The 23,944-nt window shown below is 67.8% G+C and carries 30 protein-coding genes; 16 read left to right on the forward strand and 14 right to left on the reverse strand.

What is annotated here, in order from left to right:
- Window position 1: 1 nt before the first annotated feature.
- Entirely contained in the window at window positions 2-1,456 is a 1,455-nt protein-coding gene (locus tag VB734_RS07695; protein WP_197163053.1) for a pyridoxal phosphate-dependent decarboxylase family protein, read from the reverse strand.
- A gap of 80 nt (window positions 1,457-1,536) precedes the next feature.
- Between VB734_RS07695 and VB734_RS07700 the strand changes: the two genes are divergently transcribed.
- Entirely contained in the window at window positions 1,537-2,046 is a 510-nt protein-coding gene (locus VB734_RS07700) for a nucleoside deaminase (protein WP_197163055.1), read from the forward strand.
- On the opposite strand, the gene VB734_RS07705 is transcribed toward VB734_RS07700, so the two are convergent.
- Together VB734_RS07705 and VB734_RS07710 are read right to left on the reverse strand one after the other, a co-directional pair.
- A complete protein-coding gene (locus VB734_RS07705; RefSeq protein WP_322781720.1) occupies window positions 2,016-3,224 on the reverse strand; it encodes an alanine--glyoxylate aminotransferase family protein in 1,209 nt (402 codons plus the stop codon). The two genes, VB734_RS07700 and VB734_RS07705, sit on opposite strands and share 31 nt — an antisense overlap.
- A gap of 58 nt (window positions 3,225-3,282) precedes the next feature.
- A complete protein-coding gene (locus VB734_RS07710; protein WP_197163057.1) occupies window positions 3,283-3,801 on the reverse strand; it encodes an allophycocyanin subunit beta in 519 nt (172 codons plus the stop codon).
- Window positions 3,802-4,023: 222 nt separating this feature from the next.
- On the opposite strand from VB734_RS07710, the gene glnA reads away from it, so the two are divergent.
- The 3 genes from glnA to VB734_RS07725 all read left to right on the forward strand — a co-directional run bounded on the left by glnA (window position 4,024) and on the right by VB734_RS07725 (window position 7,006).
- Entirely contained in the window at window positions 4,024-5,445 is a 1,422-nt protein-coding gene (glnA, locus tag VB734_RS07715) for a type I glutamate--ammonia ligase (protein ID WP_322781719.1), read from the forward strand.
- Window positions 5,446-5,513: 68 nt separating this feature from the next.
- Complete coding sequence (locus VB734_RS07720) at window positions 5,514-6,575, forward strand: class I SAM-dependent methyltransferase (protein ID WP_197163061.1); 1,062 nt, start codon at window positions 5,514-5,516, stop codon at window positions 6,573-6,575.
- 92 nt (window positions 6,576-6,667) lie between these two features.
- Window positions 6,668-7,006 (forward strand): copper-binding protein, encoded by a 339-nt coding sequence (locus VB734_RS07725; RefSeq protein ID WP_197163063.1) that lies wholly within the window; start codon window positions 6,668-6,670, stop codon window positions 7,004-7,006.
- On the opposite strand, the gene VB734_RS07730 is transcribed toward VB734_RS07725, so the two are convergent.
- Window positions 7,003-7,320 (reverse strand): hypothetical protein, encoded by a 318-nt coding sequence (locus tag VB734_RS07730; protein WP_231594643.1) that lies wholly within the window; start codon window positions 7,318-7,320, stop codon window positions 7,003-7,005. The genes VB734_RS07725 and VB734_RS07730 overlap by 4 nt on opposite strands.
- Before the next feature lie 9 nt (window positions 7,321-7,329).
- Here VB734_RS07730 and VB734_RS07735 point away from each other — a divergent pair, with 9 nt between their 5' ends.
- Entirely contained in the window at window positions 7,330-7,677 is a 348-nt protein-coding gene (locus tag VB734_RS07735) for a DUF6439 family protein (protein ID WP_197163064.1), read from the forward strand.
- 33 nt (window positions 7,678-7,710) lie between these two features.
- Here VB734_RS07735 and VB734_RS07740 read toward each other — a convergent pair whose 3' ends face one another.
- Entirely contained in the window at window positions 7,711-8,130 is a 420-nt protein-coding gene (locus VB734_RS07740) for an ATP-binding protein (RefSeq protein ID WP_197163066.1), read from the reverse strand.
- A 51-nt stretch (window positions 8,131-8,181) separates the two neighbouring features.
- On the reverse strand, window positions 8,182-8,907 hold the full coding sequence (locus VB734_RS07745; RefSeq protein WP_197163068.1) for a GUN4 domain-containing protein: 726 nt from the start codon (window positions 8,905-8,907) through the stop codon (window positions 8,182-8,184).
- 72 nt (window positions 8,908-8,979) lie between these two features.
- Between VB734_RS07745 and mnmH the strand changes: the two genes are divergently transcribed.
- From mnmH to VB734_RS07765, 4 genes are read left to right on the forward strand one after another with little or no spacing between them, the layout of a single operon-like run.
- Window positions 8,980-10,035 (forward strand): tRNA 2-selenouridine(34) synthase MnmH, encoded by a 1,056-nt coding sequence (gene mnmH / locus VB734_RS07750; protein WP_322781718.1) that lies wholly within the window; start codon window positions 8,980-8,982, stop codon window positions 10,033-10,035.
- Window positions 10,036-10,082: 47 nt separating this feature from the next.
- Window positions 10,083-10,484 carry a photosystem II reaction center protein Psb28 gene (gene psb28, locus VB734_RS07755; protein WP_197163072.1) on the forward strand — a complete coding sequence of 134 codons (402 nt, stop codon included), beginning with the start codon at window positions 10,083-10,085 and terminating at the stop codon, window positions 10,482-10,484.
- Window positions 10,481-11,554: an AI-2E family transporter gene (locus VB734_RS07760; protein ID WP_197163074.1), complete on the forward strand. Its 1,074-nt coding sequence runs from the start codon at window positions 10,481-10,483 to the stop codon at window positions 11,552-11,554. Before psb28 ends, VB734_RS07760 begins: the two co-directional genes overlap by 4 nt.
- Window positions 11,551-12,552: an AI-2E family transporter gene (locus VB734_RS07765; RefSeq protein ID WP_322781717.1), complete on the forward strand. Its 1,002-nt coding sequence runs from the start codon at window positions 11,551-11,553 to the stop codon at window positions 12,550-12,552. Before VB734_RS07760 ends, VB734_RS07765 begins: the two co-directional genes overlap by 4 nt.
- On the opposite strand, the gene VB734_RS07770 is transcribed toward VB734_RS07765, so the two are convergent.
- The 7 genes from VB734_RS07770 to rsmA form a co-directional block, all read right to left on the reverse strand.
- Window positions 12,553-12,738: a hypothetical protein gene (locus VB734_RS07770; RefSeq protein ID WP_197163078.1), complete on the reverse strand. Its 186-nt coding sequence runs from the start codon at window positions 12,736-12,738 to the stop codon at window positions 12,553-12,555.
- Window positions 12,738-13,769, reverse strand: a complete 1,032-nt coding sequence (gene secF, locus VB734_RS07775; protein ID WP_197163080.1) for a protein translocase subunit SecF — start codon at window positions 13,767-13,769, stop codon at window positions 12,738-12,740. The genes VB734_RS07770 and secF overlap by 1 nt, the downstream gene beginning before the upstream one ends.
- Before the next feature lie 7 nt (window positions 13,770-13,776).
- Complete coding sequence (gene secD, locus VB734_RS07780) at window positions 13,777-15,291, reverse strand: protein translocase subunit SecD (protein ID WP_197163082.1); 1,515 nt, start codon at window positions 15,289-15,291, stop codon at window positions 13,777-13,779.
- A 1-nt stretch (window position 15,292) separates the two neighbouring features.
- Window positions 15,293-16,276, reverse strand: coding sequence for a pyruvate dehydrogenase complex E1 component subunit beta (locus VB734_RS07785; RefSeq protein WP_197163083.1), 984 nt, complete (start codon window positions 16,274-16,276; stop codon window positions 15,293-15,295).
- 167 nt (window positions 16,277-16,443) lie between these two features.
- Window positions 16,444-16,758 (reverse strand): DUF3082 domain-containing protein, encoded by a 315-nt coding sequence (locus tag VB734_RS07790; RefSeq protein ID WP_322781716.1) that lies wholly within the window; start codon window positions 16,756-16,758, stop codon window positions 16,444-16,446.
- On the reverse strand, window positions 16,755-17,765 hold the full coding sequence (ispE, locus tag VB734_RS07795) for a 4-(cytidine 5'-diphospho)-2-C-methyl-D-erythritol kinase (RefSeq protein WP_197163087.1): 1,011 nt from the start codon (window positions 17,763-17,765) through the stop codon (window positions 16,755-16,757). Before ispE ends, VB734_RS07790 begins: the two co-directional genes overlap by 4 nt.
- Window positions 17,758-18,618, reverse strand: a complete 861-nt coding sequence (rsmA, locus tag VB734_RS07800; RefSeq protein ID WP_197163089.1) for a 16S rRNA (adenine(1518)-N(6)/adenine(1519)-N(6))-dimethyltransferase RsmA — start codon at window positions 18,616-18,618, stop codon at window positions 17,758-17,760. Before rsmA ends, ispE begins: the two co-directional genes overlap by 8 nt.
- Window positions 18,619-18,778: 160 nt before the next feature.
- On the opposite strand from rsmA, the gene VB734_RS07805 reads away from it, so the two are divergent.
- Window positions 18,779-19,111 carry a hypothetical protein gene (locus tag VB734_RS07805; protein WP_197163091.1) on the forward strand — a complete coding sequence of 111 codons (333 nt, stop codon included), beginning with the start codon at window positions 18,779-18,781 and terminating at the stop codon, window positions 19,109-19,111.
- Here VB734_RS07805 and VB734_RS07810 read toward each other — a convergent pair.
- The gene (locus VB734_RS07810) at window positions 19,096-19,506 is read right to left on the reverse strand and encodes a YraN family protein (RefSeq protein WP_197163092.1); all 411 of its coding nucleotides are present in this window, start codon (window positions 19,504-19,506) and stop codon (window positions 19,096-19,098) included. The two genes, VB734_RS07805 and VB734_RS07810, sit on opposite strands and share 16 nt — an antisense overlap.
- 51 nt (window positions 19,507-19,557) lie before the next feature.
- Between VB734_RS07810 and VB734_RS07815 the strand changes: the two genes are divergently transcribed.
- The 6 genes from VB734_RS07815 to VB734_RS07840 all read left to right on the forward strand — a co-directional run bounded on the left by VB734_RS07815 (window position 19,558) and on the right by VB734_RS07840 (window position 23,917).
- A complete protein-coding gene (locus VB734_RS07815; RefSeq protein ID WP_197163094.1) occupies window positions 19,558-20,064 on the forward strand; it encodes a pentapeptide repeat-containing protein in 507 nt (168 codons plus the stop codon).
- 19 nt (window positions 20,065-20,083) lie between these two features.
- The gene (locus VB734_RS07820) at window positions 20,084-20,503 is read left to right on the forward strand and encodes a hypothetical protein (protein WP_322781715.1); all 420 of its coding nucleotides are present in this window, start codon (window positions 20,084-20,086) and stop codon (window positions 20,501-20,503) included.
- Between the two features lie 54 nt (window positions 20,504-20,557).
- The gene (locus VB734_RS07825) at window positions 20,558-21,535 is read left to right on the forward strand and encodes an ABC transporter ATP-binding protein (RefSeq protein WP_197167529.1); all 978 of its coding nucleotides are present in this window, start codon (window positions 20,558-20,560) and stop codon (window positions 21,533-21,535) included.
- The gene (locus VB734_RS07830) at window positions 21,532-22,320 is read left to right on the forward strand and encodes an ABC transporter permease (protein ID WP_322781714.1); all 789 of its coding nucleotides are present in this window, start codon (window positions 21,532-21,534) and stop codon (window positions 22,318-22,320) included. Before VB734_RS07825 ends, VB734_RS07830 begins: the two co-directional genes overlap by 4 nt.
- A complete protein-coding gene (locus tag VB734_RS07835; protein WP_322781713.1) occupies window positions 22,320-23,108 on the forward strand; it encodes an ABC transporter permease in 789 nt (262 codons plus the stop codon). Before VB734_RS07830 ends, VB734_RS07835 begins: the two co-directional genes overlap by 1 nt.
- 119 nt (window positions 23,109-23,227) lie before the next feature.
- Complete coding sequence (locus VB734_RS07840; protein ID WP_197167530.1) at window positions 23,228-23,917, forward strand: VIT1/CCC1 transporter family protein; 690 nt, start codon at window positions 23,228-23,230, stop codon at window positions 23,915-23,917.
- Window positions 23,918-23,944: the final 27 nt, after the last annotated feature.

A 23,944-nucleotide genomic window follows, 5' to 3' on the forward strand; every position in this document is an offset into this window, starting at 1 on the left:
CTCACTCCTGCTCCCCGGTTCCCAACGACTGGATGACCACCGAGGCGAGCTGCTCGAGATGCTCCTCCTGGGTGTGGGGATTGCCCAGAACCGCCTTGAGGTGATGTTTCCCCTGGTAGCGGGGCCGGGAGAGCATCAGGTCGTGGGCCAGCAGCTGCTGGCGGCAGTGCTGAGACCAGTGCTCGCAGCCAGAGGCCTCGAGCCGGCTGGGACGGAAGGCCAGCAGGTGCAGGGGCCCGCTGAGGAGGATGAGTTCGCCCGAGTCCCGGGCCCCACGCAACAGCTGCTGCAGGCGGCGGCGGCGCTGAATCGCTCCTTCGATCACGGCCTCGATGCCATTGAGGCCCAGCTGGCGCAGGCCCAGCCACAGCTTGAGAATCTCGGCGCTGCGGCTGCCCTGCAGGCCACACTCGCCTCCATGCCCCCCTTCGCGGCTCAGCTCCATGTAGGGCAGACCCGTGGCGAAACTGCGTTCCAGGGCGCAGGGATCGGCCAGCAGCAGCAACGAGGAGGTCTTGGTGATTCCCAGCAGCTTCTGGGGGTTGATCGTGATCGAATCAGCCAGCCCCAGACCCTCGACCCGATCGCGGTGGCGCTCACTCAGGCCGAGGACCCCACCGATCGCCGCATCGACGTGCAGCCAGATGCCGTGGCGGCGGCAGAGGCTGGCGAGGTCCACCAGGGGATCCACGGCCCCGCGCACGGTGGTGCCGGCGGTGGCCACCAGGGCGATCACCGGGATCCCAGCGGCGCTGAGGGACTCCAGGCGCTCAGCCACCAGCGCCGGCTCGAGGCGGCCGTCGCCATCGAGGGGCAGGCGCTGCAGGGCTGCCGCCGGCAGACCCATCACCATCGCGGCCTTCTCCAGCGAGGTGTGACTGTCGAGGCCACAGAGCACCACGGCCTCGGGAACCCCGCGAAGGCCGCGGCTCTCCCGTGCCGCCACGAGGGCCATCAGATTGCTGAGGCTGCCGCCGCTGGCGGGCACCCCGCCGGAGTGCTCCCCCAGGCCCAGCTGCCGGGCCAGCCAGCCGCACAGGCTCCGCTCCAGCCGGCTGAGGGAGGGGGAGAGCTCCTCGGCCAGCAGGTTGTTGTTCAGACCCGCACAGATCAGGTCTCCCACCATCGAGGCGCTCAGGGGCGGGGGATCGAGATGGGCCAGGGCGCCTGGATGGTTCGGGTTGTAGGCCCCCTCCATCACCAGGTGCAGATCCGCGAGCAGCCTCTCGGCACCCAGCCCCGAGGTTTCAGGTTCCACCGACGGCAGCAGGCTGAGACCCGGCAGAGGGGGACGGCTCACGGCCGTTCCCAGCCAGCGGCAGAGCTGATGGGAGGCGTCCTGGAGAAAGGCCTCCAGATCCGCGTCGAAGACGTCCGGTGAGGCGAAGGGCAGGGGATCGAGCGCCCGCTCCTGGTGTGGCGTGACGGCCAAGGGCAAGGCGGTCGGGGAGATCATTGTCTCTGGTGACGGGAGCAGTCCGGGCTGTCAGTCTCGTGGTCCGCGCTCCGCGGCCCCCACCGCCAACGCCGCTGACCATGCGTCCACCCGCCCCCCTGCCGATCGGCAGCCAGCAGCTCTGGATGGAGCGGTTGCTGCGGATGGCCCGGCGGGCGGGCGAGGCTGGAGAGATTCCTGTGGCGGCAGTCGTTCTTGATGGAGCCGGCCGTGCTCTGGGCTGGGGTACGAACCGTCGTCAGACCGGACAGGATCCCCTGGGCCATGCCGAACTGGTGGCACTCAGCCAGGCCGCACGCCTGATTCAAGACTGGCGTTTCAACGCCTGCAGCCTGCTGGTGACCCTGGAGCCCTGTCCGATGTGTGCCGGAGCCCTGATCCAGGCCCGCATGGGCCGGGTGGTGTTCGCCGCAGGGGACGTCAAGCGTGGAGCCCTGGGGGGCTGTCTCAACCTGGCGCAGGACCCCAGTGCCCATCACCACATGGAGGTCATGGGCGGTGTGCGTGAGCCGGAGGCCAGGGAGCTGCTGGAGAACTGGTTCAGGGGCCGGAGACGGGCTCAGGCGATCGCGGCAACCGGAGCTGACTGACGGAAGGCGGGAAGTTCCGTCTCCAGCAGGTCGAGCAGCAGGTCGACGTTCTCAGGCTGGCTGTTGTAGCCCATCAGGCCGATCCGCCAGACCTTGCCGGCGAGGGCGCCGAGTCCACCGCCCACCTCGATGCCGTGGGTGTTGAGCAGATGCAGGGAGAAGGCCTTGCCATCCACGTCCTCGGGAATGCGCACCGTGGTGAGGGTGGGCAGGCGCAGATGGTCCGGCACATGCAGCTCGAGGCCAAGGCGCTCCAGGCCCGTCCAGAGGCGCTCGGCATTGAGGCGGTGTCGTCTCCAGGCGTTCTCCAGGCCTTCGTCGGCCAGCAGACGCAGGGCTTCGCGCATGCCGAAATTCATGTTCACCGGGGCGGTGTGGTGATACACCCGGTTGCTGCCCCAGTACTGGTTGAGCAGGGAGACATCCAGATACCAGTTGGGCACCTTGCCGCTGCGGGAGGCCAGCTTGGCTTCGGCCCGCTCCCCCATGGTGAAGGGGCCGAGGCCCGGAGGGCAGCTCAGGCCTTTCTGGCTGCAGCTGTAGGCCAGGTCGACACCCCAGGCATCGAGGTGGAGGGGCACGGCCCCCAGGGATGTGACCGTGTCGAGCAGCAGCAGGCAGTCATAGCGGCGGCAGAGCTCGCCGATCCCTTCCATCGGCTGGCAGACACCGGTGGAGGTTTCGGCGTGAACCATTGCCAGGATCGCCGGACGATGGCTGTCCAGCGCCTGCTCGATCTCCTCGAGTGTGAAGGCCTCTCCCCAGGGTCGCTCGATCGTGGCCACCTCGGCCCGGTAGCGCCCGGCCATGTCGACGAGGCGCAGGCCGAAGTAGCCCTTCACCGCCACAAGCACCTTGTCGCCCGGTTCCACGGTGTTGGCCAGGGTCGCCTCCATGGCGGCACTGCCGGTGCCGCTCATGGGAATGGTGAGACGGTTCTCGGTCTGCCAGGCGTAGCGCAGCAGATCCTGCACCTCTCCCATCAGATCGATGTAGAGCGGATCCAGGTGGCCGATCGGGGAGCGGGCGAGGGCCTTCAGCACCGTGGGGTGGGCATTCGACGGTCCCGGACCGAGCAGGAGCCGGTCCGGGGTGGCGATGGGCCCCAGGTGCAGGCGATGGCGATCGCTGACGGCAGGCGCCGCGGCGGTGGAGGGGGAGGAGGACAGGGTGACCAAAGCCTGCGGGGCAACTGAGGATCGATGGACGTCAGCCTAAGCAGTGAGCCAACGGCCCTCAGCTGGCCCTGACATTGGTGTCGGCCAGACCGCGGGCCATGTGCTCAAACGGGGCGCTGATCAGAGTCCCTGGCTCCAGACCCGCTTCCGAGAGCCGCTCCGCCAGCACTTCGCCCAGGAGAACGATGCTGCGCACCGTGGGACCGGTGGGGACGCCCAGGCTCTTGTAGGTGTCGTCGAGGCCGTTGAGAACGCGCTCATTGAGGATGGTGGGGTCATCGGCCACCAGCGCATAACTGGCGTAGCGCAGGAAATAGTCCATGTCGCGCAGGCAGGCGGCCAGCCGGCGGGTGGTGTAGGCATTGCCGCCGGGCAGCAGCAGTTCCGGATCCTGTTCGAAGAGGCGACGGCTGGCATCCCGGACGATCTCCGCCGCTTCCCGGTTGATCAGTTCCACCGCTGCCAGCCGTACTTCAGCCTGGGAGTGGTAGGTGGCGATGCGATCGATCGCGTCGCGATCGAGATAGCGCCCCAGCTGGTCATACCGGCCGATCAGACCGGTGATGGCATCGCGCATGACGTTGAGATCGTCTCACCTGGTGCGGAAGCTAGCACCCGAGTTTGGCCAGATCCCTGTCCAGCCATGGGATCTGGCGAATCTGACAGAAACGGTTACGCAGCGTGGGCCGGCGGCACCCCTCTGATCCAGGCCGGGGCGAGCGTTACAACGGACACCAAAGGCCCGCGTCACGGGTCCAAGCTTCGATCTCCGTCCTCCCTTCCGCCTGCCTCTGCCCCCATGGCCAACCCAGCCCAGGACCTGCTTCGTCGGATCAGGGACGAGGGCATCGAGCTGATCGATCTCAAGTTCGCCGATCTCCATGGCAAATGGCAGCACCTCACCGTCTGCGCCGACCTGCTCAGCGAGGAGTCGTTCCTGACGGGCCTGGCCTTCGATGGCTCCTCGATCCGGGGCTGGAAGGCGATCCATGAATCGGACATGGCGATGGTGCCCGATCCGGCCACGGCCTGGATCGATCCCTTTCTCCGCCACAAGACCCTCAGCCTGATCTGCTCGATTCAGGAGCCCCGCAGCGGCGGGGCCTATGGGCGTTGCCCGCGGTCGCTGGCCCAGCGGGCCCTGGTCCATCTGGCTGGCACGGGCCTGGCCGATACGGCCTATTTCGGTCCTGAACTCGAGTTCTTCCTGTTCGATGACGTCCGCTACGGCTCCAGCGAGGGAGGCTGTTTCTACAGCGTCGATTCGATCGAAGCTCCCTGGAACAGCGGCCGGCTTGAGGAGGGCGGCAATCTGGCCTACAAGATGAATGCCAAGGAGGGGTATTCCCCCGTTCCCCCGAGTGACACCGTTCAGGACATCCGCAGTGAGATGTTGCTGACCATGGGTCAGCTGGGTGTGCCGATCGAGAAACATCACCACGAGGTGGCGGCCGCTGGTCAGCAGGAGCTGGGCATGAGGTTCGCCGAGCTGATCAGCGCAGCCGACAACGTGATGATCTACAAGTACGTCGTGCGCAATGTGGCCCGCAGATACGGCCGCTCCGTCACCTTCATGCCCAAGCCGGTGTTCGCCGACAACGGCAGCGGCATGCATGTCCACCAGAGCCTCTGGAGGGACGGCCAGCCGCTGTTCTTCGGACTGGGCACCTATGCGGATCTCTCCCAGACGGCCCGCTGGTACATCGGAGGACTGCTGAAGCATGCCCCCAGCTTCCTCGCCTTCACCAACCCCACCACCAACAGCTACAAACGCCTGGTGCCGGGCTTCGAGGCACCCGTGAACCTCGTCTATTCCCAGGGCAACCGCTCCGCGGCGGTGCGCATTCCCCTCAGCGGGGACAACCCCCGGGCCAAGCGCCTGGAGTTCCGCAGCGGCGATGCCATGGCGAATCCTTACCTGGCGTTCTCCGCGATGCTGATGGCTGGACTGGATGGCATCCGCCAGCAGATCGATCCTGGCGACGCCGTGGATCGTGACCTGTTCGAGCTGTCCCCGGCAGACCTGGAGCAGATCGCCACGGTGCCCGCCTCTCTCGAGGGGGTGCTGGCCGCCCTCGAGGCCGACCATGAGTACCTGCTGGCCGGGGAGGTGTTCAGCGAAGACTTCATCAGCACCTGGATCGCCCTCAAATCCGAGGAGGTGCAGCAGCTGCGGCAACGGCCCCATCCCTACGAGTTCAGCCTTTACTACGACGGCTGAACCTCGCAGCGGCCAGGCGGATCGGCTGAAATGAAGAGCCTTGAACGCCGCCTCTTCCCCGGCACCCCATGCCCGACACCGTCAGCAAGTTCGCCTATCAGGCCCTGCAGCAGGGCAAGACGATCATGGGTCTGGCCCACAAGGAGCTGGGCGGTCGGCTCATGCGCCTGGTCGATCCCCAGGGGGCTCCCCAGACGGTGCCGGTGCCCGCACAGATGGGCCTGGCGCTCAAGGCCTCCATGGACCGGTTGCTTGAGACCGACTGGCAGGACGCCGAGAGTGGCCTCTACCCCCCTTCCCTGCTCTTCGATGCCCCCTGGCTCGACTGGGCGGCGCGCTACCCCCTGGTCTGGCTGGACACCCCGCTTCAGTGGAACCGCCGCACCCAGCGCAAGGTGCGGGATCTGCCCCGGGATGTGCGTCCTGAGGATTACCCCGCCTATTACCTGCAGAACTTCCACCACCAGACCGATGGCTATCTGAGCGACCATTCCGCGGCCCTCTACGACCTGCAGGTCGAAATCCTCTTCAACGGCTGCGCCGATGCCATGCGTCGCCGCCTGATCGCCCCCCTCCAGCGGGGGCTGCGTGCCTTCGCCCAGCGCTCACCCAGGCAGCTGCGTCTTCTGGATGTGGCCACCGGCACCGGCCGCACCCTGCGTCAGCTTCGCGGTGGTCTGGGGGAGATCCAGCTGGTGGGCCTCGACCTCTCGGCGTCGTACCTGCGCGAAGCCAACCGTTGCCTGAGCCAGTTGCCGGGAGAGTTGCCCCAGCTCGTGCAGGGCAATGCCGAGTCGCTTCCCTTCGCCGATGCCACGTTCCAGGCGGTGAGCTGTGTGTTCCTGTTCCATGAGCTCCCCGCCGAAGCCCGTCAGAATGTGCTGCAGGAGTGCTTCCGGGTGATCGAGCCGGGCGGAGTGCTGGTGCTGGCCGATTCGATCCAGCTGGCTGATTCCCCGGAATTCTCAGCGGCGCTGGAGAATTTCCGCCGCTCCTTCCATGAGCCTTACTACCGCGATTACATCTCCGATGACATCGATGCACGCCTGGCTCAGGCGGGCTTCAGCGGGATCAGCGCCCGGTCCCATTTCATGACCCGGGTCTGGTCCGCCACCAAACCTCTGGCCTGAGCGGCGTCAGCGCTGCAGCACATCGATCGTTCCTCCCTGGCAGGTGCTGAGGAATGTGAATAGCTTTCAGCTCATCTGTGTGCCGTGCTCCGATGTCCAATCCCTTTCATCTGCGCTGGTTGCAGGGCTGGTCCTTCCAGACGGTTCTGATGGAAGGACATGTCCAGATCGAAGCCCACGGCTTCGGCATCCGCCTGCGCACGCCTCTGCTGCCGGGTGAGAGCCCAAGCCTGGGTGCCGACAGGCTCGTTCTCCAGGAAGACCGCCACCGCCGTTCGCTGTACCACTCCTGGCGCAGTGGCCAGCTCCAGCCCACACTGCCGGCTCCCACCAAGGACGTCCTGTTCTCCAGCGGTGCTCTGTTCGGCGCGGGCAGTCCCTATCTGGTGGAAGTGGTCGAGGAGGCCCCCGTGCTGGCGCTGGCCGCCTAGCGCAGCAACCACCAGGCCAGGATCAGCCCGACCCCGCCCCAGCGCAGGGCCCGCCAGAGCACCTGATCCTGCCAGCGACCGATCCGCAGGGGGACCGGCAGGGGATCCAGCAATCGCTGAGCCAGTTCGAGCCGCTGGCTCAGCCGCCTGCCGGAGCAGGAGAGGTCCATCTGACTGGAGCGCTCCTGGGCGGCCAGCCTCTCCCCCTGGCTCGCGATGGTGAGCAGGCTTGAGAGCCCATGCAGCCAGCCGGAGCTCCGGCGGTCCTGCCGGTGGAGCGAACGGGAGGATCGACGCCGCGAAGGGTTGGCCATCGCGTCAGGATGGATCCCCACGCTGTCTCCCGTCCAGTGCCGCTTCCCTCAGCGCCCGCTGCCACCACACGGAGCGGATCTCCCCAGACCTGGCCGGCCACCAGCCGTGAGCTGGCGGTGGAGCTGCAGAGGCTCCTCGCCATCGATGGCCGCGACTGGCATGCCCAGAAAGGGCACAAGCCCAGGCGGGCTGCCGAGCAGGTGGCGGCTGCCCTGGTGCACCTTCTCGCTGAGGACAGCTCCCCCCATCGCCTCGAGGGTGACGCCCAGCATCGGGCGATCGAACTGCTCGAGCATGGTCTGGCCTGGCTGAAGGGGGATCTGCGCGATCCCGGCTGTCCCAGCCACGGCCACTGATTCAGGATTACGGGTTTCAGGAAGGACTGCAGGTCAGGCCCGGTGCCGCTGCCGCTGGGCGGCGAGCTGAAGCCGGTTGCCGCGCTCACTCCAGCGCACGTCATCGAAGCAGTGGTGAATCAGGAAGAACCCCCGGCCGCAGCAGGCATCGCTGCGCTCGGGCAGGACACTTGTGCGGGCACAGGCCGGGACTCCGCACCCCTCATCCTGGATCTGCCAGATCACCCAGTTGGGCGTGAGGATGCGGCGGATGCGGAGACATTTGCGTGGATCGCCACCGTTGCCGTGGCGCACAGCATTCACCAGTGCCTCCTGCAGGCCCAGCTGCAGCTCAGCCAGGTTGGCCGCCGTGGCCATCGGCTCCAGCAGCAGTTCCAGCAGGGGAGCCAGCTGAAGGGTGGAGGGAGTGATGAAGTCGGTCCACCGCAGCGGACTGATCAGGCGCCGAAGCATCCACACCAACCATGGCTCGATTTGACCCTAACGCTCCGGGCCACCCCAGGCTCAGCCGGTGCTGATTCGTTGTTGCACAGCCGGGTGATTGAGCAGCGCATCCATCAGACGCACACCGCGCAACTGGTTGATCAGCGGCATGTGTCCCTCCGGCGCCTCCAGGTTCCACTGGAACGCACTGGGGTAACGGGTCCACGTGCCCTCGTTCTTCCAGCCCAACCTCGGCCAGAGCTGGTCCCAGCGGCCGTTGCAGGCTCTCAGCAGCCGCCCCTGGACGGAAAAGCCGTAGCGGCCCCTTGAGTAGCAGACCCAGAGCCGATCGAGGCTGGTGAGATCGAGGCCGGGCATGGGGGCCACCTCGCTGTAATAGACGTAGCCGCGCCGGACCGCCTCCGCTCCGGCCAGTTGCCGAAGCACCTCGCTGGTGATGCGATCCGCCAGCTCGAAGGAACGCAGGGACAGGGCTTCCTGCAGGGGCCCGTAGTCGATGCCGCCAGCACTGGCGACGGTCAGCCATCCTCCTGGATGGCGCTCGAGCAAGGTCTGCCTGTGGCTGTCGTCCACGGCCAGAAGCATCTGGACCCAGAGACCGGCGATCCAGTCGTCAGCGTCGGGATCATGGTGGCTGAGGGCCTCGAGCAGCAGGGGGCGCAGCTCCTGGGCTCGGGCCTCGATCTGGGGGAGCAGGCTCCGCCGCTGGCGCGGGGAGCTGGAGCTGAAACGCTCGAGCAGCTGTTCGGCGCTGGCTGTGGCGGAAGCGGGTGGACCGGAAAGCATGAAGTTCGGCGGGCCTGAGCCGGGCCGGCGTGGGCCCACTATGTCAGGCAAGGTCCTTCAAGGTGGGGCGCGATGGCGTCGTGGCTGGCGATCGACGCCTTCCTGGCAGGTGGAGGAGCGCTGCTGGACGTGCGCAGCCCGGCGGAGTTCGCCAAGGCTCACATTCCCGGGGCCATCAATCTGCCGCTGTTCAGCGACCTCGAGCGGGCCGAGGTGGGACTGACCTACAAGCAGCGGGGTTCCCAGCCGGCGGTTCAAGCGGGGCTGGCGCTGGTGGGCCCGAAGCTGGCGGCCCTGGGCGATGGACTGCTCGCGCACCATAAGGCCGCCGGAGGTGGGCCCTTGCGCATCCACTGCTGGCGTGGCGGCATGCGCTCGGCCAGCGTCGGCTGGCTGGCCGAAACCCTGGGTCTGTCGGTGCAGTTGCTGGAGGGGGGATACAAGGCGTACCGCCACTGGGTGCTGACGAGCTTCGAGCGCCCCTGGCCCCTGAGGCTGCTGGGCGGGCGCACCGGTACGGGCAAGACCGACCTGTTGCTGGAACTGGCCCGCCGCGGGGTGGCGGTGGTCGATCTCGAAGGACTGGCCCATCACCGCGGCAGCAGCTTCGGCGGGCTGGGCCTGCCCCCCCAGCCCAGCAGTGAGCACTTCGAGAACCGCCTGGCAGCGGCGCTCGCCACCTGCGCGGATGCCGATGAGATCTGGCTGGAGGCTGAAAGTGCCCAGGTGGGTCGCTGCCGCATCCCGGTGGGTCTCTGGCGGCAGATGCAAAGTGCTCCGGTGCTGGAGATCAGCCGTCCCCTGGGGGAACGGCTGAGACGGCTGGTGGCGGTCTATGGGGTTCAGGAGGCCGATGACCTGGCGGAGGCGACCAGGAGGATCGCCCGGCGGCTGGGGCCTGTCCGCACCCAGGAGGCCCTGGCGGCGATCGAGCGACGCGACTGGACCGAGGCCTGCCGCTGGATGCTCGACTACTACGACCGCTGTTACGACCATGAGCTGGAGCGCCAGCGCAAGCGAACGGATCCCTGCTCCGCCCATCGCTCCCTCGACCTCCATGACTGGGACGAGGAGCGCTCCGCCACCATGCTCCTGAACCAAGAAGGATCAAGTCCGTGTGAACTGTGAAGGCGTGATCGGAGGGTCTGCTTAGGATCGGACTTTGCCCCACCCCGATGACGGCCATTCAGTTCTTCCGCGGGGTGGACGAGCCCGTGATTCCCGATATCCGCCTGACCCGCTCCCGTGATGGACGAACCGGCCAGGCCATGTTCGTGTTCGAGCAACCCCAGGCGCTGGCTCCTGAAACCATGGGCGACATCACCGGGATGTTCCTGCTTGATGAGGAAGGTGAACTGGTCACCCGGGAGGTGAAGGCCCGGTTCGTGAACGGCAAACCCAGTGCCCTCGAGGCCACCTACACCTGGAAGACGGAAGAGGATTTCGACCGGTTCATGCGTTTCGCCGAGCGCTACGCCGCCGGCCATGGACTCGGTTTCGCCGAAAAGGACGGTGACACCGAGGAGGACGGGGCCACCCCCGGACCGGCCGCTGAGGGCGAGCCCGAGGACGCTTGAAATTCGGGCACTGGCTGGGCCTGGCGGCCATCATCACCGCCGCTGGCCTTCTCTGGAGCCTGCGCGGTTTGCTGCTGCAGCTCTTCGCTGCCGTGGTGCTGGCCATGGCGATCTGCACATTGGTGGGTGCCGTGCGGTCGCGGTTGGATTGCTCCAGGCCCCTTGCTCTGACCATCAGCCTGGGGGCCGTGGCCCTGGTGGTGGTGGTGGGCGGTGCGGTGCTGATCCCTCCCTTCGTGGAGCAGTTCACCGAGCTGCTGGTCAAGCTGCCCGATGCGGCGGATGTGCTGATCGGTCTGGCCCGCCGGATGCTGGCCCATGTCAGCCGGGTGCTGTACGGCCGCCATGACGGCTCGCTGGAGTGGCTTCAGCAGCTCTGGCCGGCCAGGGGGCCCAGCCCCGATGTGCTGGCCGGCGGGCTGGGCAGCGGCGCCCTGCGGCTGCTGGGTCTGGCGAGCAACCTGGGCAGCGGCACTCTGCAACTGGTTTTCGTCGTGGCGGTGAGTCTGATGCTCGCCGTTCAGCCCACCGCCTACCGCGATGTGCTGGTGCTGCTGGCTCCCTCCTTCTACCGACGGCGTCTGCGCCAGGTGCTCGACCTCTGCGGTGCGGCTCTGAGCAACTGGATGGTGGGAGTCGCCATCAGCTCGGTCTGCGTGGCCCTGCTGGCGGGTCTCGGCCTGTCGCTGCTGGGGGTGAAGCTGGTGGTGGCCAACGCCCTGCTGGCAGGTCTGCTCAACGTGATCCCCAACGTGGGCCCCACGCTGAGCACGATCTTCCCCATGGCGGTGGCCCTGCTCGACGACCCCTGGAAAGTCCCGGCCGTTCTCGGGCTCTACGTGGTGGTGCAGCACCTGGAGAGCTACGTGATCACCCCGTCGGTGATGCACGCCAAACTTCGACTGCTGCCGGGTCTCACCCTCACCGCCCAGTTCCTGTTCACCGTGATCTTCGGTCCGCTGGGCCTGCTCCTGGCCCTGCCGATGGCGGTGTGTGTGCAGGTGATCGTGCGTGAGGTGCTCATCCACGACATCCTCGATCCCTGGAAACGCCAGCGGTTGTCCCCATGAACGGCCGAGCCCTCCTGGGGACCCTCGCCCTTGTGCTGCTGGCCCTGCTGGTGTGGGAACTGCGCTGGGTGCTGCTGGTGCTCTTCGGGGCTGTGGTGCTGGCCGTGGCGCTGGATGTGCCCGTGAGCCTGCTGCGTCGCCGGCTGCCCCTGAACCGCCCCAGTGCCGTGATCCTGGTGATCGTGGCCCTGGGCCTGGTGGGCTGGAAGGTCTCGGAGCTGTTGCTGCCCGAGCTGCTGCAGCAGGCCGATCAGTTCACGCAGCTTCTGCCTGTGCTCCTGCAGCGTCTGGGTGATCTGGCCGGTGGCTCCATGGCCTTTCGCAGCTTCGAGGAACGGTTGCTGGAGCTGGCCACCTGGGACAAGCTTCAGCCCCTGGGCACCCAGCTCCTGGGGGTTGCGGAGGGCGCCGCCAATTCCACCATCCAGATCCTGCTGATGGTGCTGCTGGCGATTCTTCTGGCCCTGGATCCACGGCCTCACCAGCGGCTGGTGCTGGCGGCCACCCCGCTGTTCTGGCGTCCGTCGATGCAATCGCTGCTGCGGGAGGCGCGCGAGGCCCTCGGCGGCTGGCTGGCGGGGATGACCATCTCGGCGGTGACGGTGTTTCTGCTCACCTGGGCCGGCCTGGCGCTGCTGAGGGTGCCCCTGGCCCTGCTGAGCGGGCTGGTCTGCGGTCTGCTCACCTTCGTGCCCACGATCGGCCCGACGGTGGCCACGGCTCTGCCTCTGGCGGTGGCCCTGCTGATCTCCCCGGCCAAGGTGGTCCAGGTGCTGGTGCTGCGCCTGATGCTGCAGAACGCGGAAGCGTTCGTGCTCACTCCGCTGCTGCTCAGCCGCACGGTCAACCTGCTGCCCACGGTGGCCCTGATGGCCCAGCTGAGCCTCGGTGCCCTGCTGGGGCTGCCGGGAGTGCTGCTGGCTCTGCCGCTGGTGGTGGTGCTGCAGGTGGTCTTCCAGCGGGTGCTGGTGGAGCAGGTGATGGACCGCTGGACCTGATCAGCGGTAGTGCCTGGTCAGGCTGGGGGTGAGCAGCAGCACGGCCACGGCCAGGGGATGCTGCTGGATCGCCGTGAACAGGGACGACCAGGTGAAATGGTCGACCAGCAGCCGCAGTTCCGAACTGAGGTCGCCGAAGGCCAGGAGAGCCAGCAGCACGGGGATGAGCGGCGGGAGGCGCCGCATCAAGCCGCGCCGGCAGGGGCCGATCCGTCTTCTGGAGCTGATCCCACGAACCCCTTGCCGCTGAGCAGGGGCAGCAGGGTGGGGGCCACGCCGATGCTGGACCAGCTGCCGACGCTGATCCCCGCGGTGAGCGCCACGGAGAACCAGAACAGGCTGCTGCCACCGAAGAACAGAATCGCCAGCAGGGGCAGCAGGGTGGTGAGCGAGGTGTAGAGAGAGCGGGTCAGGGTGGCATCGACCGCCACATCCACCTGATCGCTGAAGGGGAAGGCACCCAGGCTTGTTTTCTGCTCACGGATCCGGTCGAAGACCACCACGGTGTCATTGACGGAGTACCCAGCCACGGTGATCAGAGCCACGGCGAAGAGGGAATCCACTTCCACACCCAGCAGCAGTCCGAGCCAGGCGAACAGCCCTGTGGTGATCAGCACGTCGTGGGCCAGGCAGAGGATCGCCAGGAAGGCGAAAACCCTGTCGTAGCGGAGGGTGATGTAGAGGGCGATGGCCGCGAAGCTCACCAGCAGGGAGAGGAGGCTGCTGCGCAGCAGCTGATCGCCGAGGGTGGGGCCGATGGTGTCCACGGAGGTGCCGCCATCCTTGAACGGCCCCAGGCTGCCAGCCAGCTGGCTGATCACAGCGTTGCCCTGCTCGGCGCTGAGGCTGGGAAGTCGCAGCTCGATCGAGCGCCCCTGATCCAGCACCTGCACCGGTGCGCCGCGCAGGTCCGGGGCGGCCGCACCACCCTCTTCGGGCAGCTTCAGGTCGCCGAGTCGCTCCTCCACCTGGGGAACGGTGATCGCTGGGCAGTTGGGCGCGCAGGCCCTCTCCAGCTGGATGCGGGTGCCACCGGTGAAGTCGAGGCCGGGTTTGAGCGGGGCGCCGATGGCGGGGTTGAGCCAGCACAGGCCGATGCCGATCAGGCTGATCAGACAGGCCACAGCCGAGCCCCACCAGGCGATGCGCCGGTGGCGGGTGATGCGGAAGTACTGGATCTTCGGCAATGCTGCCGGTCCCGATGGGGAAGTGGTCATGGGTTGCTCAGGCGGCTGGCGAGGTCAGCTGGCGGCTGGGCAGGAAGTAAGTGGTCCGGCGCAGGGTCGGGTAGCTCATCATCAGTCGCAGGAGCACGCGCGTGCAGGAGAGGGCGGTGAACAGGCTGAGCAGCAGACCGATGCCGAGGGTGACGGCAAAGCCTTTGACCAGGCCTGTTCCCAGGGCAAAAAGGGCGATGCAGCTGATCAGCCCGGTGACGTGACCATCGAGGATCGAGCTGAAGGCCAGCGAGAAGCCACCGTCGATCGAGCGGATCAGGGTGTTGCCCGAGCGCAGCTCCTCCTTCACCCGCTCGAAAATCAGCACATTGGCGTCCACCGCCATGCCGATCGAGAGGATGAAGCCGGCAATGCCCGGCAGGGTGAGGGTCACGGGGATCAGGGCGTAGGTGGCCAGGTTGAAGAGGGCGTAGAGGCTGAGGGCCACGACGGCCACGGCCCCGGGCAGCCGGTAGACCACCACCATGAAGACCGCGACCAGGGCCAGACCCGCGAGGGCAGCCACCAGACTGGTGCGGATGTTCTCAGCCCCGAGCAGCGGGCCGACGGTGCGCACCTCAATGATCTTCACGGGCAGGGGCAGAGAGCCGCCCCGGAGTTGCACCTCCAGATCGCGGGCCTCTTCGGCCGTGAAATTGCCCGTGATGCTGGCGGCGCCTCCGGTGATTCCGGCCGCGGCGAACTCCTGGCTCACGGAGGCTTCGCTGATCGAGCGGCCATCGAGCACGATGCCCAGCAGCCGGTTGCTGCCCGCGATCGACTGGGTGAGCTTGGCGAAGGCCTCACCTCCCTGGCGGTTGAAGTTGAGGGTCACATCCCAGCCGGTGCCGGTCTGTTGCTGCTGGCGGCCCGCCGTGACCAGGTCCTTGCCGGTGAGGGCGGCCGGTTCGTAGAGCGCCACCACACGTTTGTTCACTTCATCCAGCAGGGCTTCGATCTGCTCGGTTTCCCCAGCCCCCGGCGGCACCGACACCCCGAGCTCGCGCAGGGCCTTGGCCAGATCCTCGGCTGGGAAGCTCGGGGTCTGTGCAGGGGGTTGGCCTGGCGCCGCAGGCTGTGCTGGTTCCGCAGAGGTACGGCGCCGGCTGAGGTCAAGAACCGACTGGGCCTGGCGTTTGAGCCGCAGAAGCCCCTGCATCTCCCGCTCGGTACCGGGCTTCTGGGCGCGGAATTCCAGCAGGGCCGTGGTGCCGAACACCTTGGCGGCCCTGGTGGGGTCCTGTTCGCCCGGAAGCTGCAGCACCAGCTGGTCGTCACCGATGGTCTGCAGGGTGGATTCGGCCACGCCCAGTCCGTTGACGCGGCGGTCGAGCACCTCCTTGACAGCCTCGAGCTGCTCCCGCTGCACGGTCTTGATCGCACCGGCCGGAAGCACCTGCAGGGTGAGCTGACTTCCTCCACGCAGATCGAGCCCGAGCTGAAGGGGGAAGCTGAACAGAACGGCTCCGGCGGCGATCGCCAGAGCCAGGATCAGGGCGAACAACCCCTGCTGGCGTGCCATCTCAGATCGTGCCTGCCTTGAGCTGCCTGGCGGCCTCGACGATCTGCCGGGGCTGGATGATCGTCAGATTCTCGAGGGCGCCGTTGTAGGGGGTGGGGATGTCCTGGCTGGAGAGGCGCAAGGGCCTGGCGTCGAGATCATCGAAGCAGTGTTCGGTGATCAGGGCCAGCAGTTCGGCGCCGATGCCACCGGTCTTCATGCATTCCTCGACCACCATCACCTTGTGGGTCTTGCGGATCGAACGGGTGATGGTCTCCAGGTCAAAGGGCTTGAGGCTGATCAGGTCAATCAGCTCCACACTCACTCCATCGGCTTCGAGCTGCTCCACTGCCTTGAGGCAGTGGTAGCGCATGCGGGAGTAGGTGAGGATGGTGATGTCCTTGCCCTCGCGCACCACTTCAGCCTGATCCAGGGAACAGATGTAATCTCCCTCGGGAATCTCTTCGCTGAGGTTGTACAGCAATACGTGCTCGAAGAACAGCACGGGGTTGTTGTCTCGGATGGCGGCCTTCATCAGGCCCTTGGCATTGGTGGGAGTGCTCACGGCCACGATCTTGATGCCGGGCACGGCGTGGAAATAAGCCTCGAGGCGCTGGCTGTGCTCAGCTCCCAGCTGTCGCCCGACACCACCGGGACCACGCACCACCGTTGGAATGGTGTAATTGCCGCCGCTGGTGTAGCGCAGCATCCCCATGTTGTTGGAGATCTGGTTGAAGGCCAGCAGCAGGAAGCCCATGTTCATCCCCTCCACGATCGGGCGCAGTCCCGTCATCGCGGCACCGACGGCCATCCCCGTGAAACTGTTCTCGGCGATCGGGGTGTCCAGCACCCGAAGTTCGCCGTACTTCTCGTAGAGATCCTTGGTGACTTTGTAGGAGCCGCCGTACTGGCCGACATCTTCCCCGAACACACACACGTGGGGGTCACGGGCCATCTCCTCGTCGATGGCGTCGCGCAGGGCGTTGAAGAGAAGTGTCTCGGCCACGGACGGTCTGCGAACCCGGCGACTGCCGGTGGAGCGGCCAACTTATCTCAGCCCCCAGCGGCGAAGGTGGCCAGCAGCAGCACCGAGAGCAGCATGCCCGGGGAGAGCAGCAGGGCCAGGAGGCCGAGATCGTGGGGAGTCATGGCTGAAACACGCGCCGACTCAGCCTAGGAAGCCTCGCTCTCACCGACCGGCAGCAGGCTGCGAATGAAGACAAGGAACAGCCCCAGTGCCACGAAGGCAAAGGTGAAGGTGGCCAGGAAGCTCATGCCCACCACCAGTGTCTTCATGGCCGTGCCGATGCTCTGGGCAAAGGCCTTGCTGTAGTGGGGCGGATGCAGGCTGTACCAACCCACCACCCGCTGGCTGAGTCCCAGACAGACCCAGGCCAGCAGTCCACTCGTGAGGGAGCCGGAGAGAAAACTGAGCGGACCCTTACGCGGGGGGCTCGGTTGGGATTCGGTGGGCTCCGGTGTGCTCATGGGGCCTGGGCTGATTCGATGATCCTGGCCCCCCGGCTGCTGCAGCGGCAGCACCAGGCCTCGAAACCGCCCTCGGCCAGGGCCTCCCGCAGCTGCTCCCGGGCCGACTCGGCCTGCTGCAGGCCGGCGAAGAGGGCGAACAGGCTGGGCCCCGACCCGCTCATCGCCACCGCCAGCGGTTCGTTCGCCTGGCGCAGCAGCCTCAGCCCCGCTCGCACACTCTCCTGCTCCGGCTCCACCACCACCTGCAGGTCGTTGCGCAGGGGCGGCAGGGGCCGATCCCCATGCAGCGCCGTCAGCAACGCCCCGTGGCGCAGGCTCTGACGCCGTTGCTCGAAGTCGCTCTCGCGTTCGAGATAGAAGTCGCCACGCAGCTCACGGCAGCGGCGATAGGCCCATGGGGTGGAGACACTGGCGGTCGGGTCCTTGATCAGCAGCACCGCCAGCTCCTCAGGGCCCCGGGGGCCCAGGACGAGCGGAGCCTCTTCAGGCAGCGGCACCGGCTCGAGGATCTCCCCGCGGCCGAAGCAGAGCTGGGTGCCGCCGGAGAGGGTGAAGGGCACATCCGACCCCAGCTCCGCCGCCAGCTGCTGCAGGCTGCCTTCGTCGAGCTGGAGACCCCAGAGCCGGTTGAGGCCCAGCAGGGCGGCCGCCCCGTCGCTGGAGCCGCCGGCCAGGCCGGCGCCGACGGGGATGCGTTTGTCCAGCTGGATCGTGGCTCCCAGCTCCGGCCTGCCGGCGTGCTGCCTGAGGCGCTCGGCGGCACGCACCACCAGGTTGCCGCCGTCGGTGGGCAGGGTGCTGCCTGGGCAATGCAGCACGATCGCCCCATCATCCCGGGGCTCGATCGCCAGGCGATCGGCCAGATCGAGGCTCTGCATCACCATCGCCAGCTCATGGAAGCCATCGCCCCGCAGTCCGAGCACCTCCAGATGGAGGTTGATCTTGGCCGGGGCCTCCACCAGCAGGGGGGCCGAGCGGGTGAGCGCTGGGACGGGGTCAGCCATGGGCGGTTTGCTCGGGGATGGGTGGGCTCGACACACGCGGGCTCTGAGGTGTGGGGCACAACTGTCGGGTCAGCTCCACCCAGCGCTGGGGTGAGAGATCCTGGGGCCGCTGCCTGAGGGACACCCCTGCCCGCTGAGCCCGTTCGCTCAGCTCCTCCTCGGGCCAGAGCCCGGCCAGCGAGTTGCGCAGCATCTTGCGGCGGGACGCGAAGCACCGCTTGAGCAGGCCCTCGAGCCGCCCGGCCAGCTGCGGCTCCAGCCTCTCCGATGGCGGCAGGGGATCGAGCACGATCACCTCCGACATCACCTTCGGTGGCGGCTGGAAGCAGCGGGGAGGAACGGCGCAGACCGAGCGGCAGTGCGCCAGCAGTTGCAGGCGCACGCTCAGGGCGCTGAAGGCGCTGCTTCCGGCCACCGCCCGGATGCGCTCGCCCACCTCCTGCTGCACGAGCAGCACCAGGCGCTGGTAGGGGCTGGCCAGGGGACGGTCGAGCCGGCCGACCAGCCGCTCCAGCAGTGGGCCGGTGATGTTGTACGGGATGTTCGCGACCACCTTGTCAGCCGGAGGCAGATCCAGGCGCAACACGTCACCCTCCAGCAGCTGGAAGCGTTCATCGCCGGCGAACTGCCGGCGCAGGCCGGCCACCAGGTCGCGGTCCAGTTCGATGGCATGCAGTTCCGCCAGCCCTGTGGCCAGGAGCCGTTCCGTGAGCGCTCCACGGCCCGGGCCCACTTCCAGCACCCGCTCCCCCGGCTGCAGCTCCGCCGCCGCCACGATCCGCTCCAGCACGCCGGCATCGGTGAGCCAGTGCTGGCCGAAGCGCTTGCGGGTGTGGTGGCCCCCGAAGGACATGGGTGTGACTGGGCGGGCCTTCCAGATTGCCCGGCCGGGCGGCCGATCCCTGGCTATCCCTGGCTCACCCACCTCTCAGGCCGCCATGGGCCCCATTCGCCTCCGTCCATCGACCCCCGTCGCGTCGATCGGATCATTCCGCTCCCCAGGGCCTTCTCCGGTGCACTGGGCGCCGTGGAGGGCCCTCTGTGCGGCCGCTGCTCTGCCCTGCCTGATCTGGGTGGCTCCGGCCCACTGCGGCAGCGTCAGCGCCGACTCCGTCTGGAGCAGGGACGATGCGCTCCAGCGCGCCAGGCAACTGGTGCCGCGGGGGGCGATCCCCGGCCGGCACCGCTGCCAGGAGCTGACGGTGGGCATGGGCAACTACCGCTACCGCTGCAGCGTGGAGTTCAGCCAGCCGCCGGCCGGGCAGCAGGCGGATCAGCAGACAGCTCCACAACCGCAGCCGATGTCACCACTGCAGGGGCCAGCGGAGGCTCAGCCCTCCCCCTGAGCCGCCGCAAGTGTCTCCAGCGGCAGCCAGCGCACGGCACCGGCCGTCGGTGGCAGGGGCACCAGGGCACAGACCACCTCCAGGGTGTGCTGAGCCTGCTCGGGATGCTCCGCCAGCCAGCAGCTCACCGCCCTGGCCAGCCGCCGGCGTTTGCTCGTTCCGAGGGCGGCCACGCCCCAGCCATCGACGCCGCAGCGTCGGCGCCCCTTCACCTCCACCACCAGCAGCCGGCCTGGCTTGGTCACCACCAGGTCCAGCTCACCCCAGCGGCAACTCCAGCGGCTGGAGAGGCGCCGCCAGCCCCGCTGGCGCAACAGGCGCCAGGCGCGCTGCTCGGCCCAGGCCCCGGGCAGTGCGCTGCGGCTTCGGGCGCGTTGCGTTCTGCTCTGGGTCAACGGGCTGGTCTCGGGCTTTTCCTAGGGTTCCCGTGGTGTCCCTTTCCTGCCATGGCTGCCCCGCTGCGTTCACTGGTCCAGGGCCTGGTGGCCTGGCTGGGCTGTGGCCTGCTGGCGCTGCTGCTGTTGCTGCCTGCCGCTCCGGCCCCTGCCGCGATGGACTACGCCAAACAGGTGCTGATCGGCGCTGATTTCCATGACGCTGATCTGCGCGGAGTCACGTTCAATCTCACCAATCTGCGCGACGCCAATCTCTCAGGCGCCGACATGCGTAACGCCAGCCTGTTCGGCGCCAAGCTCCAGGACGCCGACATGCACGGCGTCGACCTGCGCGAGGCCACCCTGGATTCGGCGGTGCTGGAGGGCACCGATCTGCGCGACGCCGTGCTGGAAGATGCCTTCGCGTTCAACACCAAGTTCGTGAACGTGGCGATCGAGGGGGCTGATTTCACCAATGTGCCCCTGCGCGGGGATGTGCTCACCTCCCTGTGCGCCATGGCCAGCGGCACCAATCCCGTCACGGGCCGTGTCACCCGCGACACCCTCGGCTGTCCCTGACCCCAATCCACCCGCTGCCATGAGCTTCGACGCCCACAGCCTCGAGCGCCTTCGCCAGCTCGGCCGTCAGCTGCCCCAGCCCCTGCCGGTGCCGCCTGCCAGCACCAAGCCCAGGGCCACCGAGCAACGCCACCAGGTCGAGCTGGAGTCCGACCCTGAGCAGCTCTTTCGCGAATTGATGCAGGTGAGCCCCGACGGCAGCGTTCCGCCTCATCTGATGGAGCGTCTGCGCGGCCTGGAGGCCAGCCGCTCGGCCCAGCAGGCCAGCGAGCGGCGCGCTCCGGCTGGTCCATCCGCTACACCGGCAACCCAGACCAGCCGCCGCCGGGGTCCTGGGCGCAGCACCGCTCCCCGGGCCGATCCCCGCCTGGCGGTGGAGCACCCCGATCTCTACACCGCCTTCCACTCCTTGCTTCTCGAGGACGAGGACGACGATTGAGCGGCTGCGGAGCACCCCCTGTCGCTTCGGGTCAGGGGACAGTCTGAGATGCCGATCATCGAGGCCCGCGGGCTCGGCAAGTGCTTCCGGGTGGCCGACAAGTCACCCGGCCTGGCTGGAACCCTGCGCCACTTCTTCGCTCGCCGCTTCAAGGACATTCCTGCGGTGCGGGATGTCAGCTTCAGCATCGAGCCCGGCGAGGTGGTGGGCTTCCTGGGGGGCAATGGAGCCGGCAAGACCACCACACTCAAGATGCTCACCGGCCTGATCGAGCCCAGTGCCGGTGAGGTGCGGGTGGCTGGCTTCAGGCCCTTCCGCCGCCAGACGGCCTTCCTGCGGACGATCACCCTGGTGATGGGGCAGAAGCAGCAGTTGATCTGGGACCTCCCCCCGCTCGATTCCCTGCGGGTCAATGCGGCGGTCTACGGCATCAGCGACGCCGAAGCCCGCCGTCGCATCGATGAACTGGCCGAGATGCTGGAGCTGGGGGAGGAGTTGCGCCGGCCTGTGCGCAAGCTCTCGCTCGGCCAGCGCATGAAGGCCGAGCTGCTGGCGGCGCTGCTGCATCGTCCCTCCGTCCTCTTTCTCGACGAACCCACACTCGGGCTGGATGTGAATGCCCAGGCGCGGGTGCGTGAGTTCCTCGCTGATTACAACCTCCGCACCGGCGCCACCGTCCTGCTCACCAGCCATTACATGGGCGACATCACCGCCCTCTGCCGGCGGGTGCTGCTGATCGACCAGGGCCATCTCTTCTATGACGGCAGCCTGCAGGAGCTGACCCAGCAGCTCGCCCCATACCGGGAGGTCTGCTGTGATCTGGGGGCGGTCTACCCGCCGGAGGCGTTCGCTGGTTTCGGCGAAATCGAATCCCTCGCAGGTCACCGGCTGCGGCTGCTGGTGTCACGGGATCGGCTCACGGCCACCATCTCGCGGCTGCTGTCCACCTTTCCCGTGCTCGATCTGGAGGTGAACGATCCGCCGGTGGAGGAGATCATCGGCCGCCTCTTCCGTGAGGGGGTGGTGGGATGAAACGGACGCTCCGGCTGGCACGGGTGCTGCTCTCGGTCCAGTACGCCTACATGCTCGAGTACCGCGCCGAGATCGCGCTCTGGGCCCTCTCCGGCCTCCTGCCCCTGATCATGCTGGCCCTCTGGAGCGGCGCCGGGGCGGCCGCAGATCTCAGCCTCAGTCCGGCGGCGCTGAACCGCTACTTCCTGGCGGCCTTCGTCGTGCGTCAGTTCACGGTGGTCTGGGTGATCCATGTGTTCGAGGAGGACTCCCTGCAGGGGCGTCTCTCCCCCTACCTGCTGCAACCTCTGCACCCGTTCTGGCGCTACCTGGCCGCCCACATCGCCGAGCAGGCCACGCGGGTGCCCTTCGTCCTGGCGATCGTGCTGGCGGTCTGGCTGCTGGGGGCTGGGGCCAGCGGCTGGCCACCGCCCTCCACGTGGCTGCTGGGCCTGCTGGTGACCCACCTGGCCTTTCTGCTGCGGTTCCTGCTGCAGTCGGTCATCACCATGGCCTGCTTCTGGAGCGAGCGGGCGGCGGCCCTGGATCGCCTGCTGCTGATCCCTTACCTGTTCCTCTCGGGACTGGTGGCGCCGCTGGAGGCCTTTCCCCCCGGCCTGCGCCGCCTGGCGCAGGTCACCCCCTTCCCATCGATGGTCGACTTCCCGGCCAGGCTCCTCTCCGGCGGCGAGGTGAACCTGGCCGGGGGGCTGGTGACGATGGCCGCCTGGATGGCCCTGCTCTTGCCCCTCTATCTGCTGCTCTGGCGCGCCGGACTGCGCCGCTACGCGGCGATGGGGGCCTGATGGGGCGCTATGCACGCACCCTGAGGGAGTTCTGGGTCTCGGCGCTGGCGATGGAACTGGAGTATCCGGCCAACGCGTTGATCGAGCTGCTCTCGGTGCTCGGCAACCTGGCCGGCAGCGTGGTGGTGCTGGCGCTGTTCTATGGCCGTGGCCATGGCCTCGGGGGCTGGAGCTGGGATGAGGCCCTGGTGGTGCTGGGGGTCTACACCCTGCTCGATGGCTTCAGCAGCACCCTGCTCCAGCCCAACCTGGGGGCGATCGTGAATCATGTGCGCACCGGCAGCCTCGATTTCGTGCTGCTGAAGCCGATCGACAGTCAGTTCTGGCTCTCGGCCCGAAGCTTCTCCCCCTGGGGCCTGCCAGGTCTGCTGGCGGGGCTGGGGCTGATCGTGCTGGCAGCGGGACGGGCGGGGGCCACCCCATCGCCGCTCACTCTGCTGGGCACCGCTCTGCTGCTCCTGTGCAGCGCCCTGATCCTCTACAGCCTCTGGTTCGCGCTGGCGGCCACCAGCATCTGGTTCGTGAAGGTGTGGAATGCCACGGAGGTGCTGCGTAGCACGTTGGTGGCAGGCCGCTTTCCCGTCAGTGCCTATCCCCCTGCTCTGCGCACGCTGTTCACCCTGGTGCTGCCGGTGGCCTTCCTCACCACCGTGCCGGCGGAAGCGATCCTGGGCCGCGCCACCCTTCCCTGGGTGCTGGCCAGCCTGGGGATGGCCGTAGTGGCCCTTGGCCTCAGCCGTGGCCTGTGGCGCCATGCCCTGCGCTACTACACCTCGGCGTCCAGTTGACCGAGAAGGCGATGACGCGGGGATCAGAATGAGTCTCCGGCCGTGGTTCGGCCTCCCCCCGCCTCGGCACCTCGACACACGTGGCACAGCAGCGAGACGGTTGGTCCCACGGTCACTGGATGCGCCATCAGGAGCAGCACCGCACGTCCCGGGTGGGCTGGCTGCGGGCTGCGGTGCTCGGGGCCAATGACGGCATTGTCTCCACCGCCAGCCTGCTGGTGGGGGTGGCGGCGGCCGAGGCCGACCATGCCGCGATCATGCTGGCCGGAGCGGCCGGACTGGTGGCCGGAGCGATGTCGATGGCGGCCGGTGAATACGTGTCGGTGAGTTCCCAGGCCGACACCGAGCAGGCCGACCTGGCCAGGGAGCGTCAGGAGCTCGCCGATGACGCGGCTGCGGAGCTGGCCGAGCTCACCGGCATCTACGTGCATCGGGGCCTGGAGCCCGCCCTGGCCCATGAGGTGGCGCTGCAGCTCACCCGTCACGATGCCCTCGGAGCCCATGCCCGCGATGAACTGGGCATCACCGACTCCCTCGCCGCCCGGCCCGTCCAGGCCGCTCTGACTTCGGCAGCGATGTTCTCGATCGGGGCGGCGCTGCCCCTGGGCACGGCCGCTTTCCTGCCCGCCTCCAGAATCGGGGTGGTGGTCTCGCTCACCTCGCTGCTGTTCCTGGGGCTGCTGGGCGGGGTCTCTGCCAGGGCCGGTGGCGCCAGACTGAGCACCGCCATCCTTCGGGTCACCATCTGGGGGGCTCTGGCGATGGGAGCCACGGCCCTGATCGGCTTCCTGCTGGGGGTCTCCCCCTGAGCGGCTCAGATCGGTGCGGACACCGAT

The organism is Synechococcus sp. BA-124 BA4 (assembly GCF_034931165.1).

Excerpts from the sequence above, each read along its gene's own strand:
- VB734_RS07735 (WP_197163064.1), top strand. The coding sequence starts at position 7,330 with ATGGATCCCCACGCTGTCTCCCGTCCAGTGCCGCTTCCCTCAGCGCCC.
- mnmH (WP_322781718.1), top strand. The coding sequence starts at position 8,980 with ATGGCGTCGTGGCTGGCGATCGACGCCTTCCTGGCAGGTGGAGGAGCG.
- psb28 (WP_197163072.1), top strand. The coding sequence starts at position 10,083 with ATGACGGCCATTCAGTTCTTCCGCGGGGTGGACGAGCCCGTGATTCCC.
- VB734_RS07815 (WP_197163094.1), top strand. The coding sequence starts at position 19,558 with ATGGCTGCCCCGCTGCGTTCACTGGTCCAGGGCCTGGTGGCCTGGCTG.
- VB734_RS07835 (WP_322781713.1), top strand. The coding sequence starts at position 22,320 with ATGGGGCGCTATGCACGCACCCTGAGGGAGTTCTGGGTCTCGGCGCTG.
- VB734_RS07720 (WP_197163061.1), top strand. The coding sequence starts at position 5,514 with ATGCCCGACACCGTCAGCAAGTTCGCCTATCAGGCCCTGCAGCAGGGC.
- VB734_RS07730 (WP_231594643.1), bottom strand. The coding sequence starts at position 7,320 with ATGGCCAACCCTTCGCGGCGTCGATCCTCCCGTTCGCTCCACCGGCAG.
- rsmA (WP_197163089.1), bottom strand. The coding sequence starts at position 18,618 with ATGTCCTTCGGGGGCCACCACACCCGCAAGCGCTTCGGCCAGCACTGG.
- VB734_RS07695 (WP_197163053.1), bottom strand. The coding sequence starts at position 1,456 with ATGATCTCCCCGACCGCCTTGCCCTTGGCCGTCACGCCACACCAGGAG.
- VB734_RS07740 (WP_197163066.1), bottom strand. The coding sequence starts at position 8,130 with ATGCTTCGGCGCCTGATCAGTCCGCTGCGGTGGACCGACTTCATCACT.
- secF (WP_197163080.1), bottom strand. The coding sequence starts at position 13,769 with ATGACCACTTCCCCATCGGGACCGGCAGCATTGCCGAAGATCCAGTAC.
- VB734_RS07725 (WP_197163063.1), top strand. The coding sequence starts at position 6,668 with ATGTCCAATCCCTTTCATCTGCGCTGGTTGCAGGGCTGGTCCTTCCAG.
- VB734_RS07700 (WP_197163055.1), top strand. The coding sequence starts at position 1,537 with ATGCGTCCACCCGCCCCCCTGCCGATCGGCAGCCAGCAGCTCTGGATG.
- secD (WP_197163082.1), bottom strand. The coding sequence starts at position 15,291 with ATGGCACGCCAGCAGGGGTTGTTCGCCCTGATCCTGGCTCTGGCGATC.
- VB734_RS07710 (WP_197163057.1), bottom strand. The coding sequence starts at position 3,801 with ATGCGCGATGCCATCACCGGTCTGATCGGCCGGTATGACCAGCTGGGG.
- VB734_RS07840 (WP_197167530.1), top strand. The coding sequence starts at position 23,228 with ATGCGCCATCAGGAGCAGCACCGCACGTCCCGGGTGGGCTGGCTGCGG.
- VB734_RS07790 (WP_322781716.1), bottom strand. The coding sequence starts at position 16,758 with ATGAGCACACCGGAGCCCACCGAATCCCAACCGAGCCCCCCGCGTAAG.
- VB734_RS07830 (WP_322781714.1), top strand. The coding sequence starts at position 21,532 with ATGAAACGGACGCTCCGGCTGGCACGGGTGCTGCTCTCGGTCCAGTAC.
- VB734_RS07745 (WP_197163068.1), bottom strand. The coding sequence starts at position 8,907 with ATGCTTTCCGGTCCACCCGCTTCCGCCACAGCCAGCGCCGAACAGCTG.
- VB734_RS07820 (WP_322781715.1), top strand. The coding sequence starts at position 20,084 with ATGAGCTTCGACGCCCACAGCCTCGAGCGCCTTCGCCAGCTCGGCCGT.
- ispE (WP_197163087.1), bottom strand. The coding sequence starts at position 17,765 with ATGGCTGACCCCGTCCCAGCGCTCACCCGCTCGGCCCCCCTGCTGGTG.
- VB734_RS07770 (WP_197163078.1), bottom strand. The coding sequence starts at position 12,738 with ATGCGGCGCCTCCCGCCGCTCATCCCCGTGCTGCTGGCTCTCCTGGCC.
- VB734_RS07765 (WP_322781717.1), top strand. The coding sequence starts at position 11,551 with ATGAACGGCCGAGCCCTCCTGGGGACCCTCGCCCTTGTGCTGCTGGCC.
- glnA (WP_322781719.1), top strand. The coding sequence starts at position 4,024 with ATGGCCAACCCAGCCCAGGACCTGCTTCGTCGGATCAGGGACGAGGGC.